Annotated in this window: 14 protein-coding genes and 1 pseudogene; 9 read left to right on the top strand and 6 right to left on the bottom strand. The window is 52.9% G+C overall.

Annotated elements, in window-relative coordinates; genetic code table 11:
• Positions 1 to 242 precede the first annotated feature (242 nt).
• Positions 243 to 1886 (top strand): hypothetical protein, encoded by a 1644-nt coding sequence (locus tag RBB82_RS24750; RefSeq protein ID WP_433975784.1) that lies wholly within the window; start codon positions 243 to 245, stop codon positions 1884 to 1886.
• Positions 1887 to 2281: 395 nt separating this feature from the next.
• Here RBB82_RS24750 and RBB82_RS24745 read toward each other — a convergent pair whose 3' ends face one another.
• The 3 genes and pseudogenes from RBB82_RS24745 to RBB82_RS24735 form a co-directional block, all read right to left on the bottom strand.
• Positions 2282 to 3016 carry a glycosyltransferase gene (locus tag RBB82_RS24745; protein WP_433975783.1) on the bottom strand — a complete coding sequence of 245 codons (735 nt, stop codon included), beginning with the start codon at positions 3014 to 3016 and terminating at the stop codon, positions 2282 to 2284.
• A 698-nt stretch (positions 3017 to 3714) separates the two neighbouring features.
• Positions 3715 to 3928: pseudogene (locus RBB82_RS24740) on the bottom strand (transposase); the annotation flags it as partial.
• A 176-nt stretch (positions 3929 to 4104) separates the two neighbouring features.
• Entirely contained in the window at positions 4105 to 5193 is a 1089-nt protein-coding gene (locus RBB82_RS24735) for an IS5 family transposase (protein WP_433975782.1), read from the bottom strand.
• Between the two features lie 659 nt (positions 5194 to 5852).
• On the opposite strand from RBB82_RS24735, the gene RBB82_RS24730 reads away from it, so the two are divergent.
• Complete coding sequence (locus RBB82_RS24730) at positions 5853 to 7004, top strand: acyltransferase family protein (protein WP_433975781.1); 1152 nt, start codon at positions 5853 to 5855, stop codon at positions 7002 to 7004.
• 383 nt (positions 7005 to 7387) lie between these two features.
• The gene (locus RBB82_RS24725; RefSeq protein ID WP_433975779.1) at positions 7388 to 7801 is read left to right on the top strand and encodes a hypothetical protein; all 414 of its coding nucleotides are present in this window, start codon (positions 7388 to 7390) and stop codon (positions 7799 to 7801) included.
• A 215-nt stretch (positions 7802 to 8016) separates the two neighbouring features.
• On the opposite strand, the gene RBB82_RS24720 is transcribed toward RBB82_RS24725, so the two are convergent.
• From RBB82_RS24720 to RBB82_RS24710, 3 genes are all read right to left on the bottom strand, one after another.
• Positions 8017 to 9210, bottom strand: coding sequence for a glycosyltransferase family 4 protein (locus RBB82_RS24720; RefSeq protein ID WP_433975778.1), 1194 nt, complete (start codon positions 9208 to 9210; stop codon positions 8017 to 8019).
• Between the two features lie 260 nt (positions 9211 to 9470).
• Positions 9471 to 10646 carry a glycosyltransferase family 4 protein gene (locus RBB82_RS24715; protein ID WP_433975776.1) on the bottom strand — a complete coding sequence of 392 codons (1176 nt, stop codon included), beginning with the start codon at positions 10644 to 10646 and terminating at the stop codon, positions 9471 to 9473.
• Between the two features lie 70 nt (positions 10647 to 10716).
• Complete coding sequence (locus RBB82_RS24710; RefSeq protein WP_433975774.1) at positions 10717 to 12351, bottom strand: capsule assembly Wzi family protein; 1635 nt, start codon at positions 12349 to 12351, stop codon at positions 10717 to 10719.
• A 1699-nt stretch (positions 12352 to 14050) separates the two neighbouring features.
• On the opposite strand from RBB82_RS24710, the gene RBB82_RS24705 reads away from it, so the two are divergent.
• The 6 genes from RBB82_RS24705 to RBB82_RS24680 all read left to right on the top strand — a co-directional run bounded on the left by RBB82_RS24705 (position 14051) and on the right by RBB82_RS24680 (position 24435).
• The gene (locus RBB82_RS24705; protein WP_433975772.1) at positions 14051 to 14398 is read left to right on the top strand and encodes a hypothetical protein; all 348 of its coding nucleotides are present in this window, start codon (positions 14051 to 14053) and stop codon (positions 14396 to 14398) included.
• A 298-nt stretch (positions 14399 to 14696) separates the two neighbouring features.
• Positions 14697 to 18020 carry a carboxypeptidase regulatory-like domain-containing protein gene (locus RBB82_RS24700; protein WP_433975770.1) on the top strand — a complete coding sequence of 1108 codons (3324 nt, stop codon included), beginning with the start codon at positions 14697 to 14699 and terminating at the stop codon, positions 18018 to 18020.
• Between the two features lie 108 nt (positions 18021 to 18128).
• Positions 18129 to 19079 (top strand): sugar phosphate isomerase/epimerase family protein, encoded by a 951-nt coding sequence (locus tag RBB82_RS24695; RefSeq protein WP_433975768.1) that lies wholly within the window; start codon positions 18129 to 18131, stop codon positions 19077 to 19079.
• 243 nt (positions 19080 to 19322) lie between these two features.
• Positions 19323 to 21095 (top strand): glycoside hydrolase family 2 protein, encoded by a 1773-nt coding sequence (locus RBB82_RS24690; protein WP_433975767.1) that lies wholly within the window; start codon positions 19323 to 19325, stop codon positions 21093 to 21095.
• A 228-nt stretch (positions 21096 to 21323) separates the two neighbouring features.
• Positions 21324 to 21605: a hypothetical protein gene (locus tag RBB82_RS24685; protein ID WP_433975766.1), complete on the top strand. Its 282-nt coding sequence runs from the start codon at positions 21324 to 21326 to the stop codon at positions 21603 to 21605.
• Between the two features lie 79 nt (positions 21606 to 21684).
• Positions 21685 to 24435, top strand: coding sequence for a M16 family metallopeptidase (locus RBB82_RS24680; protein WP_433975765.1), 2751 nt, complete (start codon positions 21685 to 21687; stop codon positions 24433 to 24435).
• Positions 24436 to 24624 lie beyond the last annotated feature (189 nt).

The following is a 24624-nucleotide window of genomic DNA, read 5'->3' as shown; positions in this document are numbered from 1 at the left end:
AGGCAATGAGTTGAGCGGCAACTAAGACCGTCCACTGATGAACCTGTAAAGGCCTTGTGGTGGATACATCACTCAGTTACTAATGAGAAAAGTTTTACGTTGCCAATTGTCTGCCGTGCCCTTACCTTTGACATAAGGCTCTCGACTAAAGCAGTGAATGCCAACCCCTGGCGGCGGGTGTTGTGGTACCTTCTTTTTCCTCGAGGCGGCCGGCCGATCTGGATCGCTGGAGCCACGCAAAGATGACATCAAGTAAGCCCTTACGGTTCTTGGGAGCCGCAAACCTCATCTTCACGATTACGCTCAGCATCGGCCTATCACTCGTAGCCTATTCACTTTTAATATTGCTGATGCCGACGCAGTTAGGAGTGGATCAGTACTGGTGCATGTATGCTGCGAAGCAGATGCTGGGCGGCGTCCAATTAGATGGACCTCGCCTTGTGGAAACGAATCCACCCTTATATGTCTGGTTCAGTCTGGTGCCGGCCGAATTGGCCGGGATAACGAAGCTATCGTTTACGTTTGCATACGAACTCATCAGCACCATTGTTGCGCTTGCAGGTTGCTATCTCGCTATTGACATCGAATGGCGTATCGTGGGCAACACGAAACGGTTGTTCTTCGTATGTCTTGCAGTCTGCACGGTCGTCACTGAGCTATTCCTTCTGCAAAGAAGACCAGGTGAGATATCAAGCACCATGACCAATTTCGGGCAGAAGGAATATTTTGTAGTTGTACTCCTACTGCCCTACGTCTTAGGTGTGCTCGGAGATATCCTGCCAACGATGACGAATGGACGTCGTATCCTGATCGGATTCTTTGCCGGTCTTGCGATCTGTCTGAAGCCTCACCAGGTCTTGGTTGTTCTGTTGGTGCAGGTCGCTGTATTGGTTTGGAACAAAAGACTCACGGGACTCGTCACCATTGAAAATGGGAGTTTGATCGCGACTAGCGCAGCGTATATCCCGCTAATTGTGTTGTTTTCACCCTCCTACATGCCACAAATACTTCCGATGATGTTAGATACGTATTGGGCGATGGGAACACACAGTGCCTGGTTCTTATTCGCGCATCAGAATGTCCATCATTTCGAGCTCCTGGCAACCGCACTTGTAATTTGTGTTGCTCTTAGAAAGCATATGAAGACTCCGAGATGCTCCTTTGGCTTATTAGTTTGCAGCCTGGGTTCCTCTCTTGCGTATGACTTGCAACACACGGGATGGGCCTACCAACAGCTGCCAGCTTGGGCTTTTCTAATCTTAGCTACTCTTTGGATGGCGTCAGATCTAACTTGCACCTGGGTCGTTAAGCATGGAATCAGAGTCCGAGTCTCACGCGCGGTAGTTGGGTTGCTGGTCGTCGCTGGGACTGCATCGCTCCTTTACAATGCACGAAGGTTGACAGTACAGAAAGATCGCAGTCTTTCTACAGTGTCGACGATCGCGAAGGAGCTATTGCCGTGTCCCCCTGGAACGTCTGTGTATTTAATTTCGGTGTCGATGCCTCCCTTTAAGGTCATACTAGACCAGAATCTGGTTTGGGGAAGCCGGTTTGCTCATCTTTGGATGGTTCCTGCTCTTACCTTGAATGAAGAGGCGCACCGGGAACCGGGTCGCCCCTTTAAGAGTATGTCCCCCACGACGCGTCTGCAGCTCACCAGAGACTTGCAATCAGCGATAGTGGCGGATATAGCCTCGTGGAAGCCCAAGCTTATTTTTGTCGCCCGAGCTGATAATGCGCTTCCAGCTGGCGCAAACGCTTTGGACTGGTTGCGGCAGAACTCCGCGTTTGACGCTGAATGGGAAAACTATTCAAAGGTGAAGACCGTAGCTAATGCCGATGGCTCAGTTCGGGAAGCATACGATGAGTATGTTCGGATCGATTAACGGCAAAGCCACCGCTCTAATGTGACGCGCAGTTAGAGTAAGAGTTTTGAAGACGGCAATGCGCTAATGGCTAATGATTGTGGCACAGCAGAAGAACCGCCCCATAATAGGTGGCACACGCTGGTGGAGAGGAGAGGCGGCTAGTACTCCGGAACTCGGAATTGCGGGATAAGACTATCTAGTCTCTCTGCGAAAGAAAGATGGTGCAATGCTAATGACAGCTACCTTTGCTGGCCAAGACCGTTTTCCCGTTCCGGATAACGACACTAGTTCCTTGCTTTCCAAGTAGTTCCGATATATGGCAAAAAGCTCTGCGACCGCTTTGAGTGTGTCGGATGCTTAAGTTTGGATCCGTCGACGTCACGCCACACCTGCAAGGGCCTCGGCCTTCATCGCTAGCGAAGATACGTATTGCGTATATGCGCGAGTTCTAGTATCGCCGTCAGAAAATCTCTCGATTTTACGTGAGACCCCCCTACATCCTCCCACCTCTTTAAAGGGAGTTCGTAGATCGCCGCTGAAACATAGTGAATGTCGTTGTTATTCATGTAAAGGAATCGCGCCAAGATTTCCACATCGAAGATCCACTTCGAATGGAATGGCTTGCCGAAGATCTGTAACAGATCGGGCGTGATGCGAAATAGCTTCGCGCCGCACTGCGTGTCATAGATCGGGAGTCTTAGCATGAGGGACACGACGGAGGCAAAGACTCTGCCCAAGTAGTGCCTCGTAGCCCTTCTATGAATAGAACGGCCCAAGAGCCGTACACGCGCCCCGAAGACCATTTGTACCTGTAGATCCTCATCGAGCACACCCTTCATGTCCGCGATCGACTCGAGGGGGGTCGCCAGATCCGCGTCCCAAAATCCCGCGTAAGCTGCCTGGCCGTGGGAGATTCCCTCTAGCAATCCCTGTCGGACTGCTTCCGCCTTCCCGACGTTGGATTGCAGGTCGAGTACGCCCACGTTTGCTGGATATCTTGTCTCAAGGCCTCTCAAAACAGCTAAAGTGCAGTCCGCACTCCCATCATTCACGAGCAGGAATCGAACCCACGGCGTTGCTTCGATGAAGCATGAGAACTGGCTTATCGGCAGGCGGGTTTGTTCGTTGAAACAGGGAACGATGATCACACATAGTTGCTCAACATTAGACATCGCTGATCTCAGAAGGGCGGGGCTGTAACTAACGCGTCATCCGCGGGTCTTGGTCTCGACCTACGGCACTGTAAGTAATTCGAAGCGGTCCACAGTCTGCCCACTTCTAGAAAGTTCACAAAGGTGAATGGCAAATGAGGTCAGCCAAAAGCGGAGGATAGACATACAGCCGGACCTGATCTACACCTCAAGGACTGCGCGGCCCCGGCAAAAGAGCTTTGCGGATCGGCGAATCGGAGCTGAGGATCTATGCCTGTCTCTGCGCCGTCATAAATAAAATTCCTGCGGTGCTCACGCACGAGCATGGATGCTGTCTCGTAGATTCGGAAGTCTTCAAAAGTATGGTCGTAGGGATGCATGAGTGTCTTTAGAAAGCACACGATCAGCACCGGAGGAAGTGCGACTCTACTTGGCGTCATGGCGCTCCAGTATACAACGGTAGATTTATAGGTAATGATCCCTATATGCGCCGGCATCAATTGAGCGGCCCAAGTATTAATTTCTCGATCTTACCGTGAATACGCCAAGCGCAGCCAGTTTTTGACCATTGAATAACGCGACCTAAACGACAACTTACCTCTTTATACCGGCGGCTGTCATTTCTACGATTTGAGTAAAAATTATCACCCTAAATCTCTGTTACGCGACGCGATATATTGTGAATGGAGTGAGATGAGGTCCGCCACTAGCCGCTTGCGTCGCCCGTTCTCATCTTCCAGTGCTCGAAGCTTCTGCGCTTCACTGCCGTCCATACCACCGAACTTCCAAGCGTAGATCGTGTGCTTAGACACACCGCACTCTCGGGCTACGTCGTCCGCCGTACGTCCTGCCTCGACTTTGCTTCAAAGCCGCAATAGTCTGCGCTTCGCTATGCTTGCTCCTGCTCATGCCAATCCTCCTCGAATCCGAAATCATACTTGCGGATGTGCGGATCTAGGAGCTTGTTGAAATAGGGTTATAGTCGAAGCGCGAAGGGGATATTTGAGTGCTGCAAGGCTGTTTAGATTGAGTCTTCTCTGTGTGGTTCTGGCTGCGGACCCTGTTGAACACTCAACGGGGTGTTTTCAGGCGCACTGCTGCTGTGGGCCTTGCCCCGCTTGGTGTGCGATGAGCCTCGGCAGCCGCACAAGGTTGTGAGCGGCGCAGCTGAAGACGAAGATCCAGTCCACCTTGTGCAGTCCACGCAGCTTCACCTGGCGGAGGGGGCCGATATGCTTGAGCCATCCGAAGCTCTTCTCGACCAGCCATCGCCGGCTCAGGCTGATCGCATATCCAGGGTGCCGGGTGGTTCTGCGGTCGAGGTTCGAGCGGCGCCCTTTCTCGTTCTTGCTTACATGCGCGGTCACGTTCAGCTCCCGTGCGGCATGGAGGAAGTCTTTCGTGTCGTAGGCCTTGTCGGCACCGACGGTGATCCGTTTTGAACTGCCTCTTTGCTTCTCTTCGAGCAGCAACAGCGCGGCTTCGCGCTCGGCATAGCCATCGGCCTGAGTAACCATCGCGGCGGCGATCAGACCGTTGCGATTCTCCACCAGCGCATGGCCGAGATAGGCCAGATGCGACTCCTTGCCATAACTCTTCTTGTAGAGCCTGGCGTCCGGATCGGTGGTCGATTCATGCGTCTCGTTCTTGCGCTGCTGGCCGTGGAAGTTCGTGCTGTCACCCTCTGAGCCATCCTTCCTGCGGAAGCTCTTCTGCGACGCCCAGGCCTGGATCAGGGTGCCGTCGACGGTGAAGTGCTCATCGCTCATGAAATGCTTCGCCTGCTTGTTGACCTCGGCGAAGAACTGCTGAGCCACTTCGCTGGTTAGCAACCGTTCACAGTTCTTCGAGAACACCGCATGGTTCCATACCGCGTCGTCCATGCCAAGACCGACGAACCAGCGGAACAATAGGTTGTAGTCGAGCTGTTCCACCAGTTGCCGCTCCGAGCGGACCGAGTAAAACGCCTGAAGCAACAGCGCCCGAAGTACATACTCAGGCGCGATCGATGGACGGCCAGAGGCCGAGTACATCTCATCAAACGCCGCGCTCAACGACCGCAGAATCACATCCGTTAGCCTGCGTATCTCACGCAGCGGATGGTCCTCGGGTACTCGCTGCTCCAACGTCACATAGCTGAACATCCCACCCTGCAACCGCTCGTCTCCACGCATAACTCTATAGACGATCTGACTCAGCAATCAGACCAAGAATGGAACCTTTTTCAACAAACTCCTAGGGGGGCACGTCAGTGCGGGTCACCTATGACTGGTGGATGCGCGCTGGAGTGATCTCGGCGGCGAGCTTCCTGTCCGCCGGTTTTCTTGCCGCCTGGATGGCTACCAAGCGAGACCTGATCCAGGCATTGTCATACGAATAGTAGTCGTCAGATAGGGAGAAACAAGGCATCGATCCTGGTTTCCCACTGAATGAGGGTCAGTCAAATCCTTAACGGAGGTTTTCGGTTGGATGTGGTTACTACACCGGTTACTTCTTTGTCATTCGCACCCAGAACACGATGGAAGACCGGCTAGGCCGGATCGAACAGTACCTGGTTGCGCCTCCCCAGCCGGTGCAGGTTCCCGCAGCGTCCGGTGTGCATGCAGCCACTTACAAGGCAAAGGCGAAATAAGGCACCCAGCAGAGTATAGGCCTCCCCAGGCAGGCTATGGATTTGATGCTCTCCGCTTGGAAAGAGCAAAGGCGCTCTCGTCCCACAACCCACAGCCTCGACGGCGATCTTATTCAATTAGGTGATTACAAACCAATCTTGCTAGACTAAGTATGCCGCCTAATAAATTCTTACTTAACCCCAAATAAACCAAAAGCTCTCATGACAAGTGTCGCTCCCAAGAACCACAGCGTAGCTCTAGATGGTCTTCGTGGTCTTGCGATATTGCTGGTCTTTATCCTCCACACGATCACCCTTCCTGATTTCGGATACACAACGGCTCTTCACGTTCTCGCACTCGGACATTACGGTGTGGATGTCTTCTTCTGCCTATCCGGTTTTCTAATCACTGGCATTCTTTATAGGAATAAGGTCCTACCCTACTATTTTCGTAATTTCTATGGTCGGAGGACTCTCCGGATCTTCCCCCTCTACTACCTATACCTGTTCCTTTATTACGAGCTTGTCGTCCGGCTGAAGATCGTGAACTTTGGTGCCAGCAAGACAGCGCAGGCTGCGAGCGATCTGCATTGGACGTGGTTCTATGCCACTAACCTAGCGATTCTGGTGCAGGGCCACTACGTGACAGCCTCGCTCAACCTCTTTTGGACACTTGCCATCGAGGAGCACTTCTACCTCGTGTGGCCGCTCATCATCTTATGGCTCAGCCCTAAGCGTCTCCTCGGTGCCGTCGGGATTATCTCAGTCGTGGCTCTCGCACTGCGGACCTTCATGTTGCATCACGGTTTCCCAGGATATGTGGTTGGCACCTTCACACTTTGCCGGATCGACTCCTTCGCGATCGGCGGCGCGGCGAGCGTTCTCCTGAGCCTGCCGGAATGGAGGCAGCGTCTGGTTCAGATAGCGCCTCTTGCTGTTGGACCGATGCTCGCGCTTTTTTTGGTCATACAGTTCAGATTGGGTGCCCCCGCCATTATGACCTATGGCTACACTGTGCTCGCGATTGCTCTTTCTCTGGTGATCGTCTGCGCCACCGTATTCACCGAGTCTAAGTGGGTGGCGATCTTCCGCTCCAGGCCTATGACATTCCTCGGAAAGTACAGCTACTCGCTCTATGTATTTCACGTCCCTATCCAAATCCTTATCAGTCGGAAGTTGCCGATCGAGCGGATTATGAATACGATCCACAATCCTGTCGCTGCCACGATCTTCAGCTCGGCCATCGTCGGTATCCTATCGATCGGCGTAGCGCTGATGACCTGGAACTTATACGAGAAGCACTTTCTCGCCCTGAAGAAGTACTTGGACAACAGTACCGTAGGTCGTAAGCGAGACCTCGGGGTGGCACGTTAGTTACAGCCCGGCTCTTTTAACCAAACAACCATTGAAAATGTTGGCGAAGAAATTTCTTAGTCCTCGCCCTTTCAACGCATTCAGGCTGTTCGGCCCCGCCACCTTTAAGTGAAGTTCCTCGCCTCGAACGGCCTCCTCGATTAGGTCAAGCAGCACACCGAAAAAAATGGGACGGTTGTCCAGTTCGGACCGTTCGCTGGCCTGATCTATCCGATCGACGCCGCAGTCAATAGGTGGTCTGTCCCAAGATCCTCGCATCGTACGAGATGGAGCTTCATCCCTTCATCCGTACCGCTGCTAGTCGTAAGTATGATTGCGTGATTGATAGGTAGTGCGGAAGATTATTACGCTGCCGGCCTGGCCCGATTGCTGGGGTACCTGTGTTGGCCTTCGAACCCGAACCAACGGAGAAGTCATCTTCGATTCTCCTGGCCAAAAACAACGGAGTCTCCCATCTCGTCCAAATGGCCGATCTGTTCACGGTAGAAAACATGTGGCAACTTGCGAACAAGCGAGCTCTTATCGTCTGTGACTGTGAGGGCTTTGAAGTGGTTCTCTTCCGGCCCGATATGCTTGAACTGACCAATAACTGGGACCTCATCATCGAGCTACATGGAACGGCGGATGCAATTCTGCCATCCCTCAGTTGGCCCCAGCGCGTCACCATTGTGCAGCGGTCCGGTCTAGCGAATGAATACCGCACCATCGGCAGCGATTCCTCTGGTACGACTTCAGGCACGCAACGAGCCACGAGGCCTGAAAGGACGCGCTTTCCCAGCGAGAAGCCATGCTCTTAGCGATAGGCGCGGCCCTATTAAGATTTCACAACAACTTGATGTGAAGCGTCAGACGCGAAGCGAGCTGCTTTTCATTGGATTGACCTATTCAAATGAAAAATACTTGCGCCAATCGAGATACAGTGACTCGTCGCCGGACGGTAAACAATACATTTACTCTAAGCTCCTTCCAATTTTAGCCTGCGGTTGAAAGGATGATCTTTGCCTTGAGCGTATCAGAATGTTTCTACCGAAGACGTTACGTTACTCGACGATCGATAGGGAGTTGATTGATAAAAGATGCGTTGTCTGTTACGCATTTGTTCTGCGACGATTTCAGTAATACCGGTTCGAAAGCGCTCTGAAGTGAAGCGTTGAGCATTCTTCCTGCAGTTCTCTGGCATTATCCGCGATCCGTCACGTTCAAAGCATTCGACGGCGGCGATGATTGCAGCTTCGTTTTGCTCCATGAAGAAAACTCCGGTAGGAACGCGTGATTCTAACGGGCGGATGGATTCGAGTACGCCACCTCTTCCCAAAGCAATCACCGGCGTCCCACAGGCCTGAGCCTCAACCGGGGTGATGCCAAAATCCTCAATGGCCGCGAACACAAAGGCCCTCGCTTGTGACATCAGCTCATGCAGTCTATCTTTAGCTTGGTAGCCGAGGATTTCGATATTCTTATGTCCCAGCGCTGCCTTTTCTACATTCTCTCGCTCGGGACCGTCTCCCACGACGACTAGTCTGCGGGTCGGCATTTGTGCAAATGCTTTGACGATTAGTTCGATGCGTTTGTAAGGTACAAGCCGTGAAGCAGTCAGGAAAAACTCCTGTTTATGGGCGGAGAACGGGAGTTCTTCGACATTGACTGGAGGGTATAGAACGTCGCAATCCCTTCGATACAGTCGCCGGATTTGTTGCGCCACGTACTCTGAGTTAGCGAGGAATACGTCAACACCGGCTGCGGAACTAAGATCCCAGGTGCGGATGTAATGTAACAGCGCCCTTGCAAATAAACTCTTTATCCCGTTCTCCAGATTGTTATCGTGCAGGTATTGATACTGCATGTGCCACGCATACCGGACGGGGGTGTGCACATAACTGACATGAAGTTGTTCGGGTCCCGTGATGACTCCCTTCGCCACAGCATAGGAACTGGAAATGATCAGATCGTACGAAGTGAGATCGAACTGCTCAATCGCCAATGGCATAAGCGGGAGATAGGACCTGTAATAGCGGCCGGCGAAAGGCAGATGCTGAATGAACGTTGTTTTGGGGCTTTTCCCTCGGAGGAAGCCCCGATGCTTGGCATCTAGAAAATCGCAAACGCTGAACAAGTCAGCATCTGGATACAGAGTTATCATTTGCTCGAGGACACACTCAGCTCCGCCCGGCGACGTAAGCCAGTCGTGCACAATCGCTGTTTTCAAAATATGCTCCAGTCTTAAGCTCTGATAATTAATCTGGATAAAATCTCAACGGCAATCGGAATCGCGACGACGGTCGCGAAGTTTGAGTAGGCCGGCACACTCCCGAATGGTATATCTCTTATAGTACCTGTAATGTCCGACAACTATTCGTTGATTCACGATAACCTATCGAAATCCTGGCGATATATAGTAATGAGCTCATTCGTCTCGTTGCGTCGAGAGATCTATTGTGATTGATTAAAGAGCGGAGACCTGAATTGCTACAATGAATCAACTAGTATTGGCATCTCTTCACGAGCCATGCAGTTTCTGAGTACCTCCTCGATTCCGTCCGCCATAGCATGCACGGAGAAATGATTGATTGCTCTCTCTCTGCCGGCGTCCGCAATTCTTCTCGCGAGGCCTGGGTGTGCATGGTACTTTTGAATGGCTGCTGAAAGATCTAAAGGACATCCTGGGAGTACGAGCAGGCCGGTCTCATTGCCCCTCACAATTTCAAGGACGCCACCAGCGCGTGAAGCTATTGTTGGGCGTCCGGCGAGCATGGCCTCGACGATAACCCTGCCAAAGGGCTCGGGAGACGTAGACGTGTGAGCAATAATATTCATGCATTTCATCAGGAGAGAAACGTCCTTGCGAAAGCCTAGAAAGTGCACACGGCCCTCTAGGTCCGGTGCTTGTGCCCGCTGACGCAGGCTTTCCACGTAAGAGTCTTCTCCGAACAGAGCGTCCCCAACGAGGACCGCGTGCGCATACGGAAGAGATGCTATCGCCTCAAGGAGGATGTGCTGTCCCTTCCACGGACTTAATCTCCCGAAAACTCCTACTAGGTACTTACCTCTAAGTCCCAATTCCTGAAGCATAGACTGCTTCATCGTTTCGGTCACAGCATCGAAGGGCTCAGGGCTAATGCCGTTATATACGACCACCACCTTCTCAAGCTTGCCGCCACACTGGACAAAAGAATCCGCCGTAGCTTGCGAATTAGTGATCACAATAGAGGCAGTTAGATTACTAGCCTCAACCGCGATTACACGCATCATAGGGCTAAAATGATCCGCGGTGAGCATATCTCTCAAATGCCAGATCAGCAATTGGCCTTTCCTCCGAGTAGCAGCGCTAACCAAAAACGCTTTTTGCGAGTTCGCATAGACGACATCGAAGCCGGCTGTTAGCTTAGCTAGGCGGCGTTGGAGGCCGAAGAAAGCAGGTCCTGCTTCAAGCACAGCCTTCAGGCGGGTTTCGCTACGCACCTTAGATAGAGATCCCCCATGAAGCAGGTGAACAGGAACATTGAGATCTTCAAGTGCCGTACGAAAAGGACCGTCGTCAAACAGCACGATTTCGGAGTGAAAAGGAGAGTGCTTAATGACATCCAGTAGAGACAGCTCACCCCCACCGAGCTGTCCAGTCTGGTCAACATACATCACTCTCATCAGATAGCCTCCCCATAACTATGTTTCCCTGGTCAAGGATGATCCAGGACGGTAAGTTGTAGCCCACGATCTAGTAAATGCTATGTCTAGACTTCAACTGTGGATGCCAGATGACCTGGAACCCTCCAGTCGTGTCCGACTGGAGGCCGGGTTTGAAGACTGGAGCCTTCCAGAGCTCTTCCTGCACGTATGCGTTTAATTCGAGGTCGGGTCGAAGTCGCTTAACCAAATCCAGACGATAGGCGTTCTGCGTGGTACCCAATTGAATGAAGTCCTTAGCGTTTTTCTTGTTCAAGTACTGCAGGCTTATCCATTCGCTACCGGAAAGGTGATAGGTAAGCCAAGCCTGGCCGCCTTTTGCTTCCCGGCCAATCCAGTGACCCATGATGAACCCATTATTCGTATATCCCTGCCGCTGAACCCCCTCATCGTAGTTGCCTGCACCACCTGTACTGCGAGTCGTAGGGTAGTCTGTGTAAACTGCTTCGACGCGCAGATCCAGTTTCGAGGCGTAGGGCAGATGTGAGAGGTAAACACCGGATAGCCAGCCCGCTCGCCGTGGTGCACTGATTGGTGTTACGTCGTCATGTGTTGTTGAATCGGCGTATAGAGTGACCCACTTACGGGCAAATGGTAGACGGTAGGAAAAATTGAAAGTAGAAAAGCGGGCGCCTGGGTCATTGCGGGTAAGCTTTATCGCGACGCTGGTATCGTTAATGTCGAAGAAACCCTTTAGAAAGGTATGGAGCGTGACAGGAGCGTGCCCCTCGCCTCCGAAAATAATTGTGCGCTGGAATCCAAACTGAAAATTCTTTGTTGGCGCAAAAGAAAACATTTCTGAGTGAGCCCACGGATCTTTCGGGTCAGTATGGCCCTTCAGGCTCCCGATAAAGAAGTCGTACCGTACTGGACCGAGAATCTTGCTAATCAAAGGAATGTCGAGCGGTTCAACACGATTAATTCGGAACGTATACATGTTCTCCGCATTGTTCGACCAGGCCATCGCACCGCCGAGCCCTGGTCCAAGCCACGCATCAGACTTGCCGAAGGAGATTTCGTGGTTCAACAAATGTGCCGATAAGTTTGCCTCGAGTACGCGAAAGTTGTTTTGAGAGGGAAGAGGTCCTTCTGGAATCGTTGCCTGTGGACGGTTTGGACCCACATATGGAATGCCATCCCTGAGCGAAAGCGACTGACTGAGCGCGAATGTGTATCCCTCGTAGGGAGGAGCGTGTTGGTACTCGCTTCTTACGTATAGGGAAAAGGGTCCGGCCTCCGTGATAGTTGAAAAACCGTCATAGCTGTTGAAACCCGTTGAGTAGGGTCGGCCGTAATCACTTATGAAGGTCTGACCTAGATGAAAGCTGTCGCGCAGCACCGTTCCGCTTAACTGTTGTACACCAAAATAAACAGAGGCGAGACCGTATTCGAGGCCATCAGAAGTTAGACGCCGGGAACTTGAACCGAGCCCCAATTCGCGATCCACCCTAACGAATATTTCTTTAGCTTCATCGCTATCGCCGAGCCGCACGTCATTGTATGTCTTATTTAGCATATTCAACACGCTACGACGGGTCCAGGGACGCATACTAAGAAATGCCGTATCGAGATAGCCAAGTGAGTACAAGCGTAAGAGCGCGGGGTATATCCAGCTGTCCACGGGGATGTAGGTTGATCCTAGGATCTCCTCGCTACGATCAGGCACTGGAGGTTTCCGTGGCGCGGTAGATGCGTGGTCTATGGGCGCCAGTGCAGCATGTGTCAGATGGCTCGGAGGGATATTCAGAGAAGATAAGTCATACGGTTGGATAGTTAGCGGGTTGTCGAGACGTAAGGGCCGTACAGTCATTGCCTCAGAAGTTAATAGTTGTTGGGCGTGAAGATTCACTAGCGGCACAAGTAGAACTGCGAGCGCAAACGCAGGTTTCGCTAACCGAATGGAGCTGGGCGTAAATGTCCGCATCTCCATTTTGTTAATGAAGCTCAGGCGGGAGGTACGCATAGCCACTAATCGGCTAGGTATAGCACATCCTGGCTGGCTCTTGTTTCCCAGCAGGTAGAGGTGGTCATGAGCGGCGATGCAGCCCCCAAGATATGGTGGACAAGTTTGCAGCTGGCCTGTCTCAACGGTAAACGGAGCCGCGATTAGCGTAGGAGTCGCCATTGAATCCTATTCAAAGGACTAATGTGGAGGAGATGCTGGAATTCGCTATCATCTGGGTAAGCAGGGACAAATCTACTCTTATTCGGCCCCTGTCCTTGACGTGGTTAAAGAGGGCGTGTCGTCCAAGAAGATATCCCTACTAACAATCAACTTGGGAATCGGAATAGCAATTGGAACCTCCATTACGTAGATCTCAGCGTGTGTTATGGATCGGTTTTATAGTTGTTGCGGTTGCAGCTAGGGTAACTCAAGCGACGATACCCTGCAACAATTAACAGCAGAATAATTTGTCACCTTTGGCGACGTAGGTGGAGGGTATAACTATGCGTGACAACTCAACAGGTAAAGTGATCCCGCGGTGATCATTGTTAGAAACACGGAGTGTTGTGAAACTACCCACGACCACCTCGCGGTAAACCAACGGTGACGTGTTATGAATCTTGTGAGTTACTAAGCAATGGCAGAGAGTCGCAGGAGAATACGTACCGGTGTTCGATGAAGCGATTTCGCATACTACATAACACAACCCAATCATGGGACAGGGTGACTATGATCTAACATTATTTACCAATGCCTCGAACACGTTCCAAGGCCCGAAGCCGCGCTCACGGAGCATTTAAGCAAAGCTTTGTGGGCAACAGGACTTTTGTCACAAAAGCTACTCGATCGGCAGTTCAGATTCAGTATGCGTGTTCCGGATTCGGTTCCACCATTTCACGGGGACCACGATGCTTGCTATTTATGCAATCCGACCGACCTAATTCGATTTCCGCAAGAACCGTCTAAGGGTATTGCGAAAGGGACGGCATGGTCGTCTTCCGATAAGTTATTTGTTCGCTGGAGGCACCTGGGTCGCAGCCCAAAAATGCCAAATGCTGCCCATCTCATAAGTACATCAAAAACTTTGCGAGCGTTCCCATGTGCTGAATGAAGGATTGAGCTTCTAAGCGGCGTCATATAGCACCTGTTTTTGAGCTTTGCAAGCGGACACAGCCGTCTTACGCAATGAAGGCCGACACTTTTGACCGTCCCCCGAGAATGTAAAGATCTGTGAGATTCCAGCTCTCGCGCACCATGATCACCGTCGGACCTGTGCTCGTCTCTGTCATCGGGCGGGTGGCGAGCTTCCGCAGGGTTCGGCCCCTCCGTTGCTAATCGCAAAACGACCAATGTTCGCCCATTTACCGACCCTCAATATCACCGCGGCCCGCGTATAGAGCATCTGTCGGACGTCTACGTGGTGACCGCGCCGAACGAGACTTCCCCCCCCGACGACGGCACGGCAGTCAGCAGGCGGGATGGGCAGCGGTTTCAGTTCCTCGTTGACCGTCGGGGTTGCGAAGTACCTCAAATCATTGACAGGAATATCGAACTTTATGTATCAATTATTGCGTTTCAATTTGTCCTACCAGAGGAGTTTTTAAAAAAAAATGGTCCAACCGTTCAAATTTCGCTGGGGACGATGATGACAGTGTGGAGCGGCACTTTGGTCATCACACATATTTGGAATCTTTCCAAAAACGCCGCTTTTAAATCAGACCGGGAACGGTCCACAACGCAACTCGGAGGACTCTTATTGGATGGTTAGTTCCGACTGCGCGGACGGCCTAGGTGATTTTTTGAATGGTTTTCGTTATGCGGTCCGACCTATACTCGGTAACTGGCAAAATTTCCGCCGAGCTAATGGCTGGTCGTCCGTACTTTGCAGAGCTGCGCCGATGACGGTCCGATTGGATCGAGTGCATCTTCCATACCGTGGGGAACTCAAGGCTATTGCGATAATCCCGTCCGGCTTCCCCTCATACCTTAATCAAACTGATATTTCAGTTAGCAGCCGAATACGCACTACTTTCTCGTCCCTTAGTTGACAACTTTCCGGAGGCGTAATGTTTCGCAGACGTTTCAGAATAATCGGAATTAGTTTCGCCCTCATGGTGATACTTGGTTGCACGGTGTCGCTGTATGCACAGACCTCCTTGGGTCAGATCGCCGGAAATGTCACCGACCAGACGGGAAGCGTGATCCCGGATGCTACGATCACCGTCACAAATGCCGATACGCGGGCGGTTCGCTCTGTCAAAGCTGACGGTAGTGGTTTTTACGTTGCGACCAACCTTGCCATCGGAACCTATTCTGTCGCGGTTGCGCAGCCCGGATTTCGAGGTGAAACTCGTTCCGGTCTCATCATCAGTGCCGACGCCCACCTCACCGCCGATTTTCTGCTACAGCTCGGGAGCACCAACGAAGCAATTACCGTTTCTGCCGTTGCCGGAGAGACCCTTAATACGACCAGCGGTGAACTCTCGCATGTGATCGATACGAAACAAGTTCAGAATCTCGCGCTAAACGGCCGAAACTACACCCAGCTTATGACGCTAATACCGGGCGCTGTTGTAACCAATCCGGACATCTTCTCCGTCACCACTAGTCTTGCAGCCAACAATCAGGCCATCAACGGCAATCGCGCCGACTCGGGGAATCTGACGGTAGACGGAGCTTTCAACTTGAATCCCGGAAGCAACGGCAGTGTTATGAACAACGTTGGAGCAGACTTCATTGAGGAGGTAAAGATAGAGACATCTAATTTCTCCGCCGAATACGGGCGAACTTCCGGACCCGCTTTCAATATTGTCACTAAAAGCGGCACTGACCAGTTTCATGGCGTTATCTTTGAATATCTCCGTAATAATCTCTTCGATGCACGGCCCTTTTTCTCAGCTTTCAAAACGCAATTGGTATTCAATGACTTCGGTTATGGTGTGGGGGGACCCATCCTTAAGGATCGTCTGTTCTTTTTCGTGGGAGAAGAGTGGAAGCGACTTCGGCAGGAACAGACACCCACCGTACTCACGACACCAAGCAGTGCTCTGCTCTCGGGAAACTTTGCTGGCTTACCTCAGCTGTTTTATCCGGGAACTAAGACGCCTATTCCCGGCAACAATATCTCGGGCATGATGTCCGCCGATGGCAAAGCTATCGCAGATGTATTCAGCGTCGAGAACCAACTGGGTCAATACACCAATCTCACCGGAGCATCGAACAACCTGACTGTGACGCCTCTCAATCCCCTCGATTTTCGAGAAGATGTCGTCCGTCTCGATTTCCTTATCAATAAAAATAACAGCATCTATGGACGGTGGATCAGTGATCACAATACGCTGACAGATCCATTCGGAACTTTTTCGAACACCGGAATTCTCCCGACTACGCCAACTACACGCGCACGCCCTGGTCAGAGCTATCTTCTTGCCGAGACCTGGACCATCAGGCCAACGATCATCAACCAGGCCCAGGCAAACTTCAGCTATGCCTCGCAAGACATCACTCCGGCGGGAGATAATTGGGAACGGGCAACATTTGGATTCCAATACAACCGGCTCTATCCGAATGGGGGGAACTTTCCTAACGGCATTCCCGCCATAACGATCTCAGGCACGCCATACGCCGGCATACAGGGGCCAAACTTCGCGCTTGCGGCTGACCCTGCCACTGACATTCAGGTGTCTGACACTATCTCCATCGTTAAGGGCGACCACCTTATCAAGGTGGGAGGAATGGTCGCGCGCGATCGCATCGACCAATTTGGTAGGCCCTACTACACTGGCCAAATCAACTTCAATGCGACCAGCGATCCCAACACCACAGGCAACGCCTTGGCCGATGCTCTGCTGGGAAACTTCGCCAGTTACGTTGAAGCCAGCAGTAATCCCAATGGTCACTTTCGCTTCACTCAACCAGAAGCCTTCGCCCAGGACACATGGAAGGTCACTCGGAAGCTGAGTATTGAATATGGCGTTCGCTTCCAACTCATACTGCCGATGTATACCCAAGGCAACAACATCTCGAACTTTGATCCGTCGGCATATTCGGCCGTTAGCGCCATTACAGTCAATACGAACGGTACGGTGGTTCCAGGTACCGGCAACCCTTTCAACGGTCTGGTCCGCGCCGGAAACGGCATCCCTGCCGATCAGGTTGACCGAGTTCTCAACGTCAATACCGCAGCCTACCCACTGATTCCTGCTGGTGCTCCGCGTGGCTTGTATGTCATGCATGGCGCATTAGGGCCACGATTTGGCTTCGCGTACTCGGTTTCAGATAGCACAGTCATTCGGGGTGGTTTTGGTAGCTTCTACTACCGGCCTGAGGGAAATATCACCTTCAGCCAGACAAACATTCAACCATTTCTCTCATACTCCGAATTCGACAATGGCAATCTCAGCACGTTAGGGACAGGCGCGCCAAATGACACAAGCCTTCAGGCAGCTATCAACGCAATTGATCCAAATCTTAAGACTCCATACATTGAACAGTTCAGCTTTGGCATTCAACAGCAGTTGCCCCATGCCATGCTCCTGGAGACGACTTATGTTGGCAACGTAGGGCACCATCAGCTGCGCGCGCCTAATATCAACTTCCCCGACCTCACTGGAGTAGCGGCCAATCCAAGCTACAGCACGAATTATTTCAATCCCTACAAAGGATTCGGAACAATTACCCAAGAGCGTAGCGACTCCAACTCCAACTACAACGCCTTGCAGGCGTACCTCTCCAAACGCACGGGCCAGGTTAGCTTCACGGTGGGATATACATTCGCCAAGGCGTTGGGAGATTCTCAAAGCAATGGAGCAACGCTGGAAAACTGGCAGAATCTCTCCTACAACTATGGCGAGACCAACATCGACCGCAAGCACGCCTTTATCTCGACTGTTGTCTGGTCCCTTCCCACCTTCCGGAAACATAATGTCTTCTTACGCGAAGGAATCGGTGGCGTACAAATCAGCGCTGTAGTCCGTGTGCAGAGCGGGCCTTACTACACCATTACGGGCAACACCTCGACTGGCAGCCGCCGAGCCAATTACCTTGGCGGAAGTATGTATGCCAAAGACAACCGATTCACCCTTTCAGGCCATCAGGCGCAGTGGCTCAATCCGCTGGCGTTCAGTGCGGCTCCTGCTGGAAGCTTTGGATCGGCTGGAGTGGGCAGCGTCATTCTGCCAAGTCTGCAGCAGGCCGATGTGACGTTATCGAAGATCTTCAGCTTTGGAGAGCGAGTCCAGTTCAAACTTCAGGCTGACTCCTTCAATGCTCTGAACCATACCAACTACAGCACTCTGGATACGACTGCGACGGACGGAACCTCCTTCGGGCGGCTCAACGGTGCGTATCCTCCACGGCAGCTTCAATTTGGAGCAAAACTCATCTTTTAGCTCATCACGAACATGAACCTTACGTGATCTCTGATCTATCTGATGGGAGACTGTGGCGCTGGTTCCGATAATGAAAATTTTAAGCTTTCCAAAAATAAGGAGCAGTAAATGTCTAAATCGCGTCGTGAGTTCCTAGTTGGCCTGGCAGCATCGGGTGCGATTGTTACGCTGTCCTCAAAGGCCTTCGCAAGGGCGGGTATTTTATGCCCCGCGTTGAATTCGGCGCTTCTCGCTGATCCTCCAAACAGCAGCGGTGTGGATTTCAAAATTGGCTATTCAGCGATCGCTTGGCATGATCAAGATACGCAGGCTATCAACGATCTCTCCACTCTCGGGATTCCTGGAATTCAACTTCGCGCAAATGTGGTCACCGAGGTTCCCGATCCTCACGCGCTTCGCGATATGCTCGCGCAACGTCATTTGACCTTCGTCGCCCTATCGAGTGGCACAGCGCCTCTTGATCCTGAACTGCGCCAGACTACGATCGATACGCATATGAAGAATGCGAAATATTTGCACGAAGCAGGCGGCAACTATCTGCAGATAGTTCCAGCTGGATCGAAAGGTGGAAGTTTCTCTGCCGGAGACGCCAAGTACGAGGGCCGATTCCTCACAGAGATTGGCAAGCGCGTTGCCGACCTAGGCCACCAAATGAGCGTTCACAATCACATGGGTACGATAAGTCAAACCCCAGAAGGTCTCGAAGCGATTCTCAATGAGGCCGATCCACAATACGTGAAACTTGAGTTGGATACCGCGCACTATCTGCAAGGCGGCGGTGATCCTGCCGCTGCTGTCCGAAAATATAGCAAACGGTTGCTATTCCTCCACTTAAAGGATGTTAAAGATGCCCCGACGAAGGGCGGATATGAATTTGTCGAGTTGGGGCAGGGAAGACTTGATTTTCCAGCTGTTTTTGAAGCGCTCAAGTCGGTTAATTTTCACGGTTGGGGCATCGTTGAACTAGACGGCGAGCACGTCGGCGCTGTCAGCACGCCCATCGAGTCGGCCAAAATTAGCAAGAGCTATCTTGAGCAAAAGTTGGGCATTCGTGTATGACCTGTTACTTCCTTTTCCTGAGCACACCAGAGTGTGAGGTTCGATCGAATGCTGCGCTTTGCCGCTAGATGTCTTGCTCTTTCTTTCATGTCTTTGTTCTAAATTCCTTGAAATCCGACCAGAGGGTGAATTAGCATGACTCGTTTCTCAAACATATTTGCACGCGGACTGATACGCTGCCGCAACGCATTTCTCTTCGTCGCCGTCTGTGCTGTTATTTTTCCGGCACTCGCACAGCAACCAATGAAAACACTTCTGGTCGGTGTCGACCATCGCTCCATCATCTCCCTTGACGGAGACTGGCACTACCTAGTAGACCAGCCGCCCGCTAGGGCTCTCTATACAGCTGAAGGAAAGGTCCGCGACAACGGCTACGCGCTCAACACCCATCCCAATATCGATAGCGGCGCACACAATGAGGAGTACAACTTCGCCACAGCCCCCACCCTAAGGGTCCCCGGTGACTGGAACACCCAAGACCCAACTCTCTTCCGCTACGAGGGGGTTATCTGGTATCAACGCGACTTCGACTTCCAGCCCAAGCCCAACACGCGGACGTTCCTCCACATCGGGGCTGCGAACTACAAGTCCTTCGTTTGGGTAAACCAAAAGCGCATCTGCGATCACGAAGGCGGCTTTACGCCTTACGACTGTGAAGTTACCGCAGCACTCAAACCGGGTAGCAATTTTGTAGTTATTGCCGTCGACTCGACCCGCGAAATGGATGGCATTCCTTCCGTTGGCATCGACTGGTTTAACTATGGTGGACTCACCCGCGATGTTTCCCTCGTCACGCTTCCCATGAAGTTCATCGACGACTATGACGTCCACCTGAAGCACGAAAGCTCCTTTTCGGCGGCTAATGCCAATAGGCTCACAGGTTATGTCCACGTCGAAGGCGCTGCGGCAGGAACTCCTGTCACCCTGCGTATAACCGAGGCCGGGGTTAGCACGACTCTCGAGACAGACGCTGAGGGCCGCGCGGCCTTCGACGTCAAGGCGACCAAGCTCGAACTGTGGTCGCCAGCGACGCCAAAACTCTACAAGGTCGAACTAGCCTCTGGTCAGGACGGCATCACAGATGACATCGGCTTCCGCGACATTCGCGTTGACGGCACCCGCATCCTCCTTAACGGCAAAGCCATCTTCCTGCAGGGCGCCAACATGCACGCCGAGGCTCCCTATCGTACTGGCCGAGCCTGTACCGACGAAGACGTTAATAACATCTTTGCTTTTCTTAAGGACCTCAACGCCAACTTCGTCCGCCTCGCCCATTACCCGCATGATGAGCGCATGGAGCGCACCGCCGACCGCGATGGCATCATGATATGGTCGGAGATCCCTCTTTGGCAGCACATCTCCTTTGACAAGCCCGAGGTCTACGCCAAGGCAACTTACATGCTCAATGAGATGATCCGCCGCGACCGAAATAAGGCCTCCGTCATCCTGTGGTCCGTGTCGAACGAGACCCCCAACAACCCTACCCGCACCCAGTTCCTCACCAACCTCGCCAATGAAGCTCGCAGACTCGACCCCACGCGCCCCATTACGTCCGCTATCCTCGGTCCTCATCTGCAGGGGAATGAAATGATAGAGGATGATCCATTAGCCAAGGCTCTCGATGTCATTGGCCAAAATGAATACATCGGGTGGTACTTGATGCGTCCAGAAGACGCAGACAATATCAAGTGGACGCTTCCACAAAAGCCAATCCTACTCTCCGAGTTCGGCGCTGAGGCTAAGCAGGGCAATCATGGTGGCGAAGACCAGCGCTGGGCAGAGGAACAGCAAGTCAACGTCTACAAACATCAGTTCGTCATGATCAACAAGATTCCCCAAGTGCGCGGCCTCGTTCCGTGGGTACTGATGGACTTCCGCTCGCCCACCCGCAACATTCCGAAATTGCAGGACGGCTTCAATCGCAAGGGACTTATATCGGAGGACGGCAAAAAGAAGCAAGCCTTCTATCTCTTCCAAAAGGCTTATGAGGAACGGTCGGTTGGGAAGGCCGAGTAAAGCTTACCTTAAGGCTATCGCTTTGAGAGCTACCTGCTAACGAAGACCCTAAGACCGAACAGGTTTTCATCGGGGGCGAGATACAAGTACATCATCTAACCAAGGATGGCTGCCGCGTCTTCAGTCATGGCAAGTTTAGAGATTACGCGAGGCATCAAAAAATCATGCTTGGCAGATTAAAGTAGGAGGTCTTGCATTCACCACCATTAGCCTGAGAGCATAGCTGGCATGAACCGCCGCTACATTCCTTCGCCGAATACCCGTTTGAATATCGTGAGTGTTTTGCTGTTGATTGCACCCGCTGTATTCTTTGCCGCCGATCAGTGGATATGGGCGGTGCCGCATGGATACAGGTTCCACGTGTTTCAGGCCGGATGGTGGACTGCGGAATTGGCAGCGTTGGCGTCAATTCCTTTCGCAATAGCAGGAAGGGGCTTACCACGATTTAGCATGGCTTTGCTCGGATTCTTTGAAATGTGGCTTATATCCCGTTGGTTCAATATCGCCTAAACAGCCAGCCAAACTCCCAAGTTTAGGGAGTGAAGTATATAAATCCCTAAACTTTCTACTCTCTGGCAAGGAGTCGGATATGCAAAACATCCATAGAAAGGTGCTCAATCTAACTACAGCCACAATCGCGTTGGCCCTGTCGCTTGCGACATCGGCATTCGCGCAAACCGCCAACACCTCGGCAGGTACCGCTACGCCGCATATCCAATACGAATCCTACAAGCTGCCAAATGGCCTTCAGGTCATCCTCGTACCCGACCATAGGATTCCCAGCGTGCACCTGAACCTCTGGTATCACGTGGGCTCAAAAAATGAACCGACTGATCGCACCGGCTTCGCCCATCTCTTCGAACACATGATGTACGAAGGGTCAAAGGATGCGCCTGAGCATTTCATGACGCTGATCGGAAAGGTTGGCGGTACGGGGAACGGCACCACCACGGAAGACTACACCGAGTACTTTGAGACAGTACCCGCCGGCAGCCTGGAATATGCGCTCTGGCTCGAATCGGACCGGCTCGCCACGCTGCCGCAAGCCATCACCCAGGAGCGTCTGCAGAACCAGATCGCTGTCGTCGAGAACGAGCGCCGCCAGAGAATGGAAAATGAACCCTACGGCCTGCTCGATGTCTACCTGCATGACAACCTCTACCCTGCGGGACATCCTTATGCGCATTCGGTCATCGGCACGCATGATCACGTCCGCGCCGCGACAGCAAACGAAGTGAAAGAATTCTTCGCCACCTTCTATGCGCCCAACAATCTCTCGATAGTTATTGCGGGCGACTTCGACACCGACCAGGCAAAGCAGTGGGTAGCGAAATACTTCGGCCCCATTCCGCCGGCCCCACCCATCGCGCGGCCGGCCCGTTGGACGACGCAGTTGCAGGGCGAAAAAAATGTCGACACCAACGATCACATTGCCGAAGAACGCCTCTATCTCGCCTGGCCGACTCCCAGCTATTTTTCTCCGGATTCCATGCGTCTGCAGCTCGTTCGAATGGTCCTCAACCGGCGGCTGAGCGCAGACCTGGTTTATAGCGAGAAGCACCCCTGCTCGGAAGAAGACGTGTCTTCGAGTGCAGACGAAGACGCTTCCGACTTCACGGTCGAAGCGACCGCGCGGCCAGGAGTGTCCCTCGACGAAGTAGAAGCGAAGATCGACGCTGCCATAGCGCTGCTTGCCAAAGATGGACCCAAGCCCGACGAACTCGAAGCAGCCAAGGGCCGTTTCCAGTTTGGCGAACTCTCAGCGTTCGACACGCTGCAAACCACGGCTGAGATGCTCAACAAGGGCCAGACCTTCGCGGGCAATCCATCCGACTACATTCAGCGCTGGAACCAGATTACGAATATCACGGCAGACGACGTCAAGGCCACTACGCGCCAGTGGCTCGATACAAAGAATCGCGTGCTCATCCGCTTCCATCCAGATCTGGCGCAGGTACAGAACGTCGCCACTTTGGATAGGACAGTCGCTCCCAAAGTCCATCCAGATCCGCCGCTGATCGCACCGAAGGTTGAGTCGGTGAAACTGCCGAATGGCCTTGAAGTCTATGTTGCGCGTCGGACGGGCGTACCCAAGATTTCCGTACTGCTGACCACGCGGGCCGGCGATAGGTTCAGCCCGAAAGGTAAAGACGGTCTTGCCGTTGTCACCGCTGTGACCATGGGACGCACCACCACCCGCACCGCCACCCAGGTGCGTGACAGCATGGAAAGCCTCGGCGCAACAACTATTGGCTCCGGCATCACCAATGAGAAGGCATCCTTAAACTTCGACGTACTCTCAAAAAATATCGATCCCGCCTTCGCCATCTTTAGCGAAGTCGTGGCCCATCCTTCTTTCATCCAGTACAACGTGGATACCAACGTCAAGCTTTGGGAGAGTGCCGTCGCACAGAGCAGGAACGACGCCGGTGAAATGGCCGTCAGTGCTGCGTCGGCAATTCTTTTCGGGTCCGACCATCCCTATGCCCACCCGATTGCCACCAAGGCAGGCCTCGAAAGCCTGCGCCCGGAAGATATTCGCAGCTTCTATCAGACCTATTGGAAGCCCGACGACTCCGCAGTGTTCTTTGCAGGCGACATCACTATCGAACAGGCAACAGCAGTGGTGACGAAATATCTCGGGGACTGGTCAGGCCATGCTCCGCACTTTGAGTCCGTACCGGCATTCCAGCCTCAGGGCGCCGGCCGCGTCTACCTCATCGACAAACCGGATGCGCCGCAGACGTACATCTCTCAGATGCTCCCGGCCGTAGGCGCCGATTCGGCGGAGCGCTACCCACTTTATATCGTCGCGAACGTGTGGGGAGGCATGTGGGACTCGCGACTCACCGCAATGCGTGAGTCAGAAGGCTATACATACGGCTTCAGCTCCGGCTTGGCCCTCTTCTCAAATGGAGGAGAGCTGACGGCATCCGGCTCTGTCCAGACTGACAAAACAAAAGAAGCGGTGGTTGAACTCGAAAAACAACTGCGGCTGCTCGGCGGTAAACAACCCATCACTGAGACCGAGTTGGAGGACGCAAGAAAACAGAGCAGGCGCGACGACGCATCCGCCTTCGAGACGCTGGCCGGGACCGCCAATGCGATGGGTTACCTCTGGGAGTTGCATCTCCCCATGAGCGCTATGCAGACTGAGTCGGATGCCGCTGTCAACGCGAGCCTTGCTGAAGTGCGCACCGCCGCCGCGCACTTTGCGGACCCGGACAAAGCCGTGCTTCTCCTGGTCGGCGACCGCGGCAAGATCGAGCCCGGACTGCGCGAACTGGACCTCGGCCCCATCACCCTGGTGGACGCCGATGGCAAGGTAATCCCGCAGTAGCAATCAAACATGGGTGCGCACTAGCGAGGCAAAGTCGCTTGGTGGGTCCCGCCAGAATTCGGACGATAGAGCACGTTAGTAAACGTGCGCGGTAATCAAATCAGCGACTTACAGCATACCTGCTGTGAGGGGATGAGAAAGCTGCGGTATGCCGCGAACCGTTTGCTCGGCGTCGGTGAAGCAACCGTC

The organism is Tunturiibacter lichenicola (assembly GCF_051013355.1).
Taxonomy (GTDB): domain Bacteria; phylum Acidobacteriota; class Terriglobia; order Terriglobales; family Acidobacteriaceae; genus Edaphobacter; species Edaphobacter lichenicola_F.
Note: the sequence above shows the minus strand (reverse complement) of the source record. Positions and strands in the feature narration are given on the sequence as shown.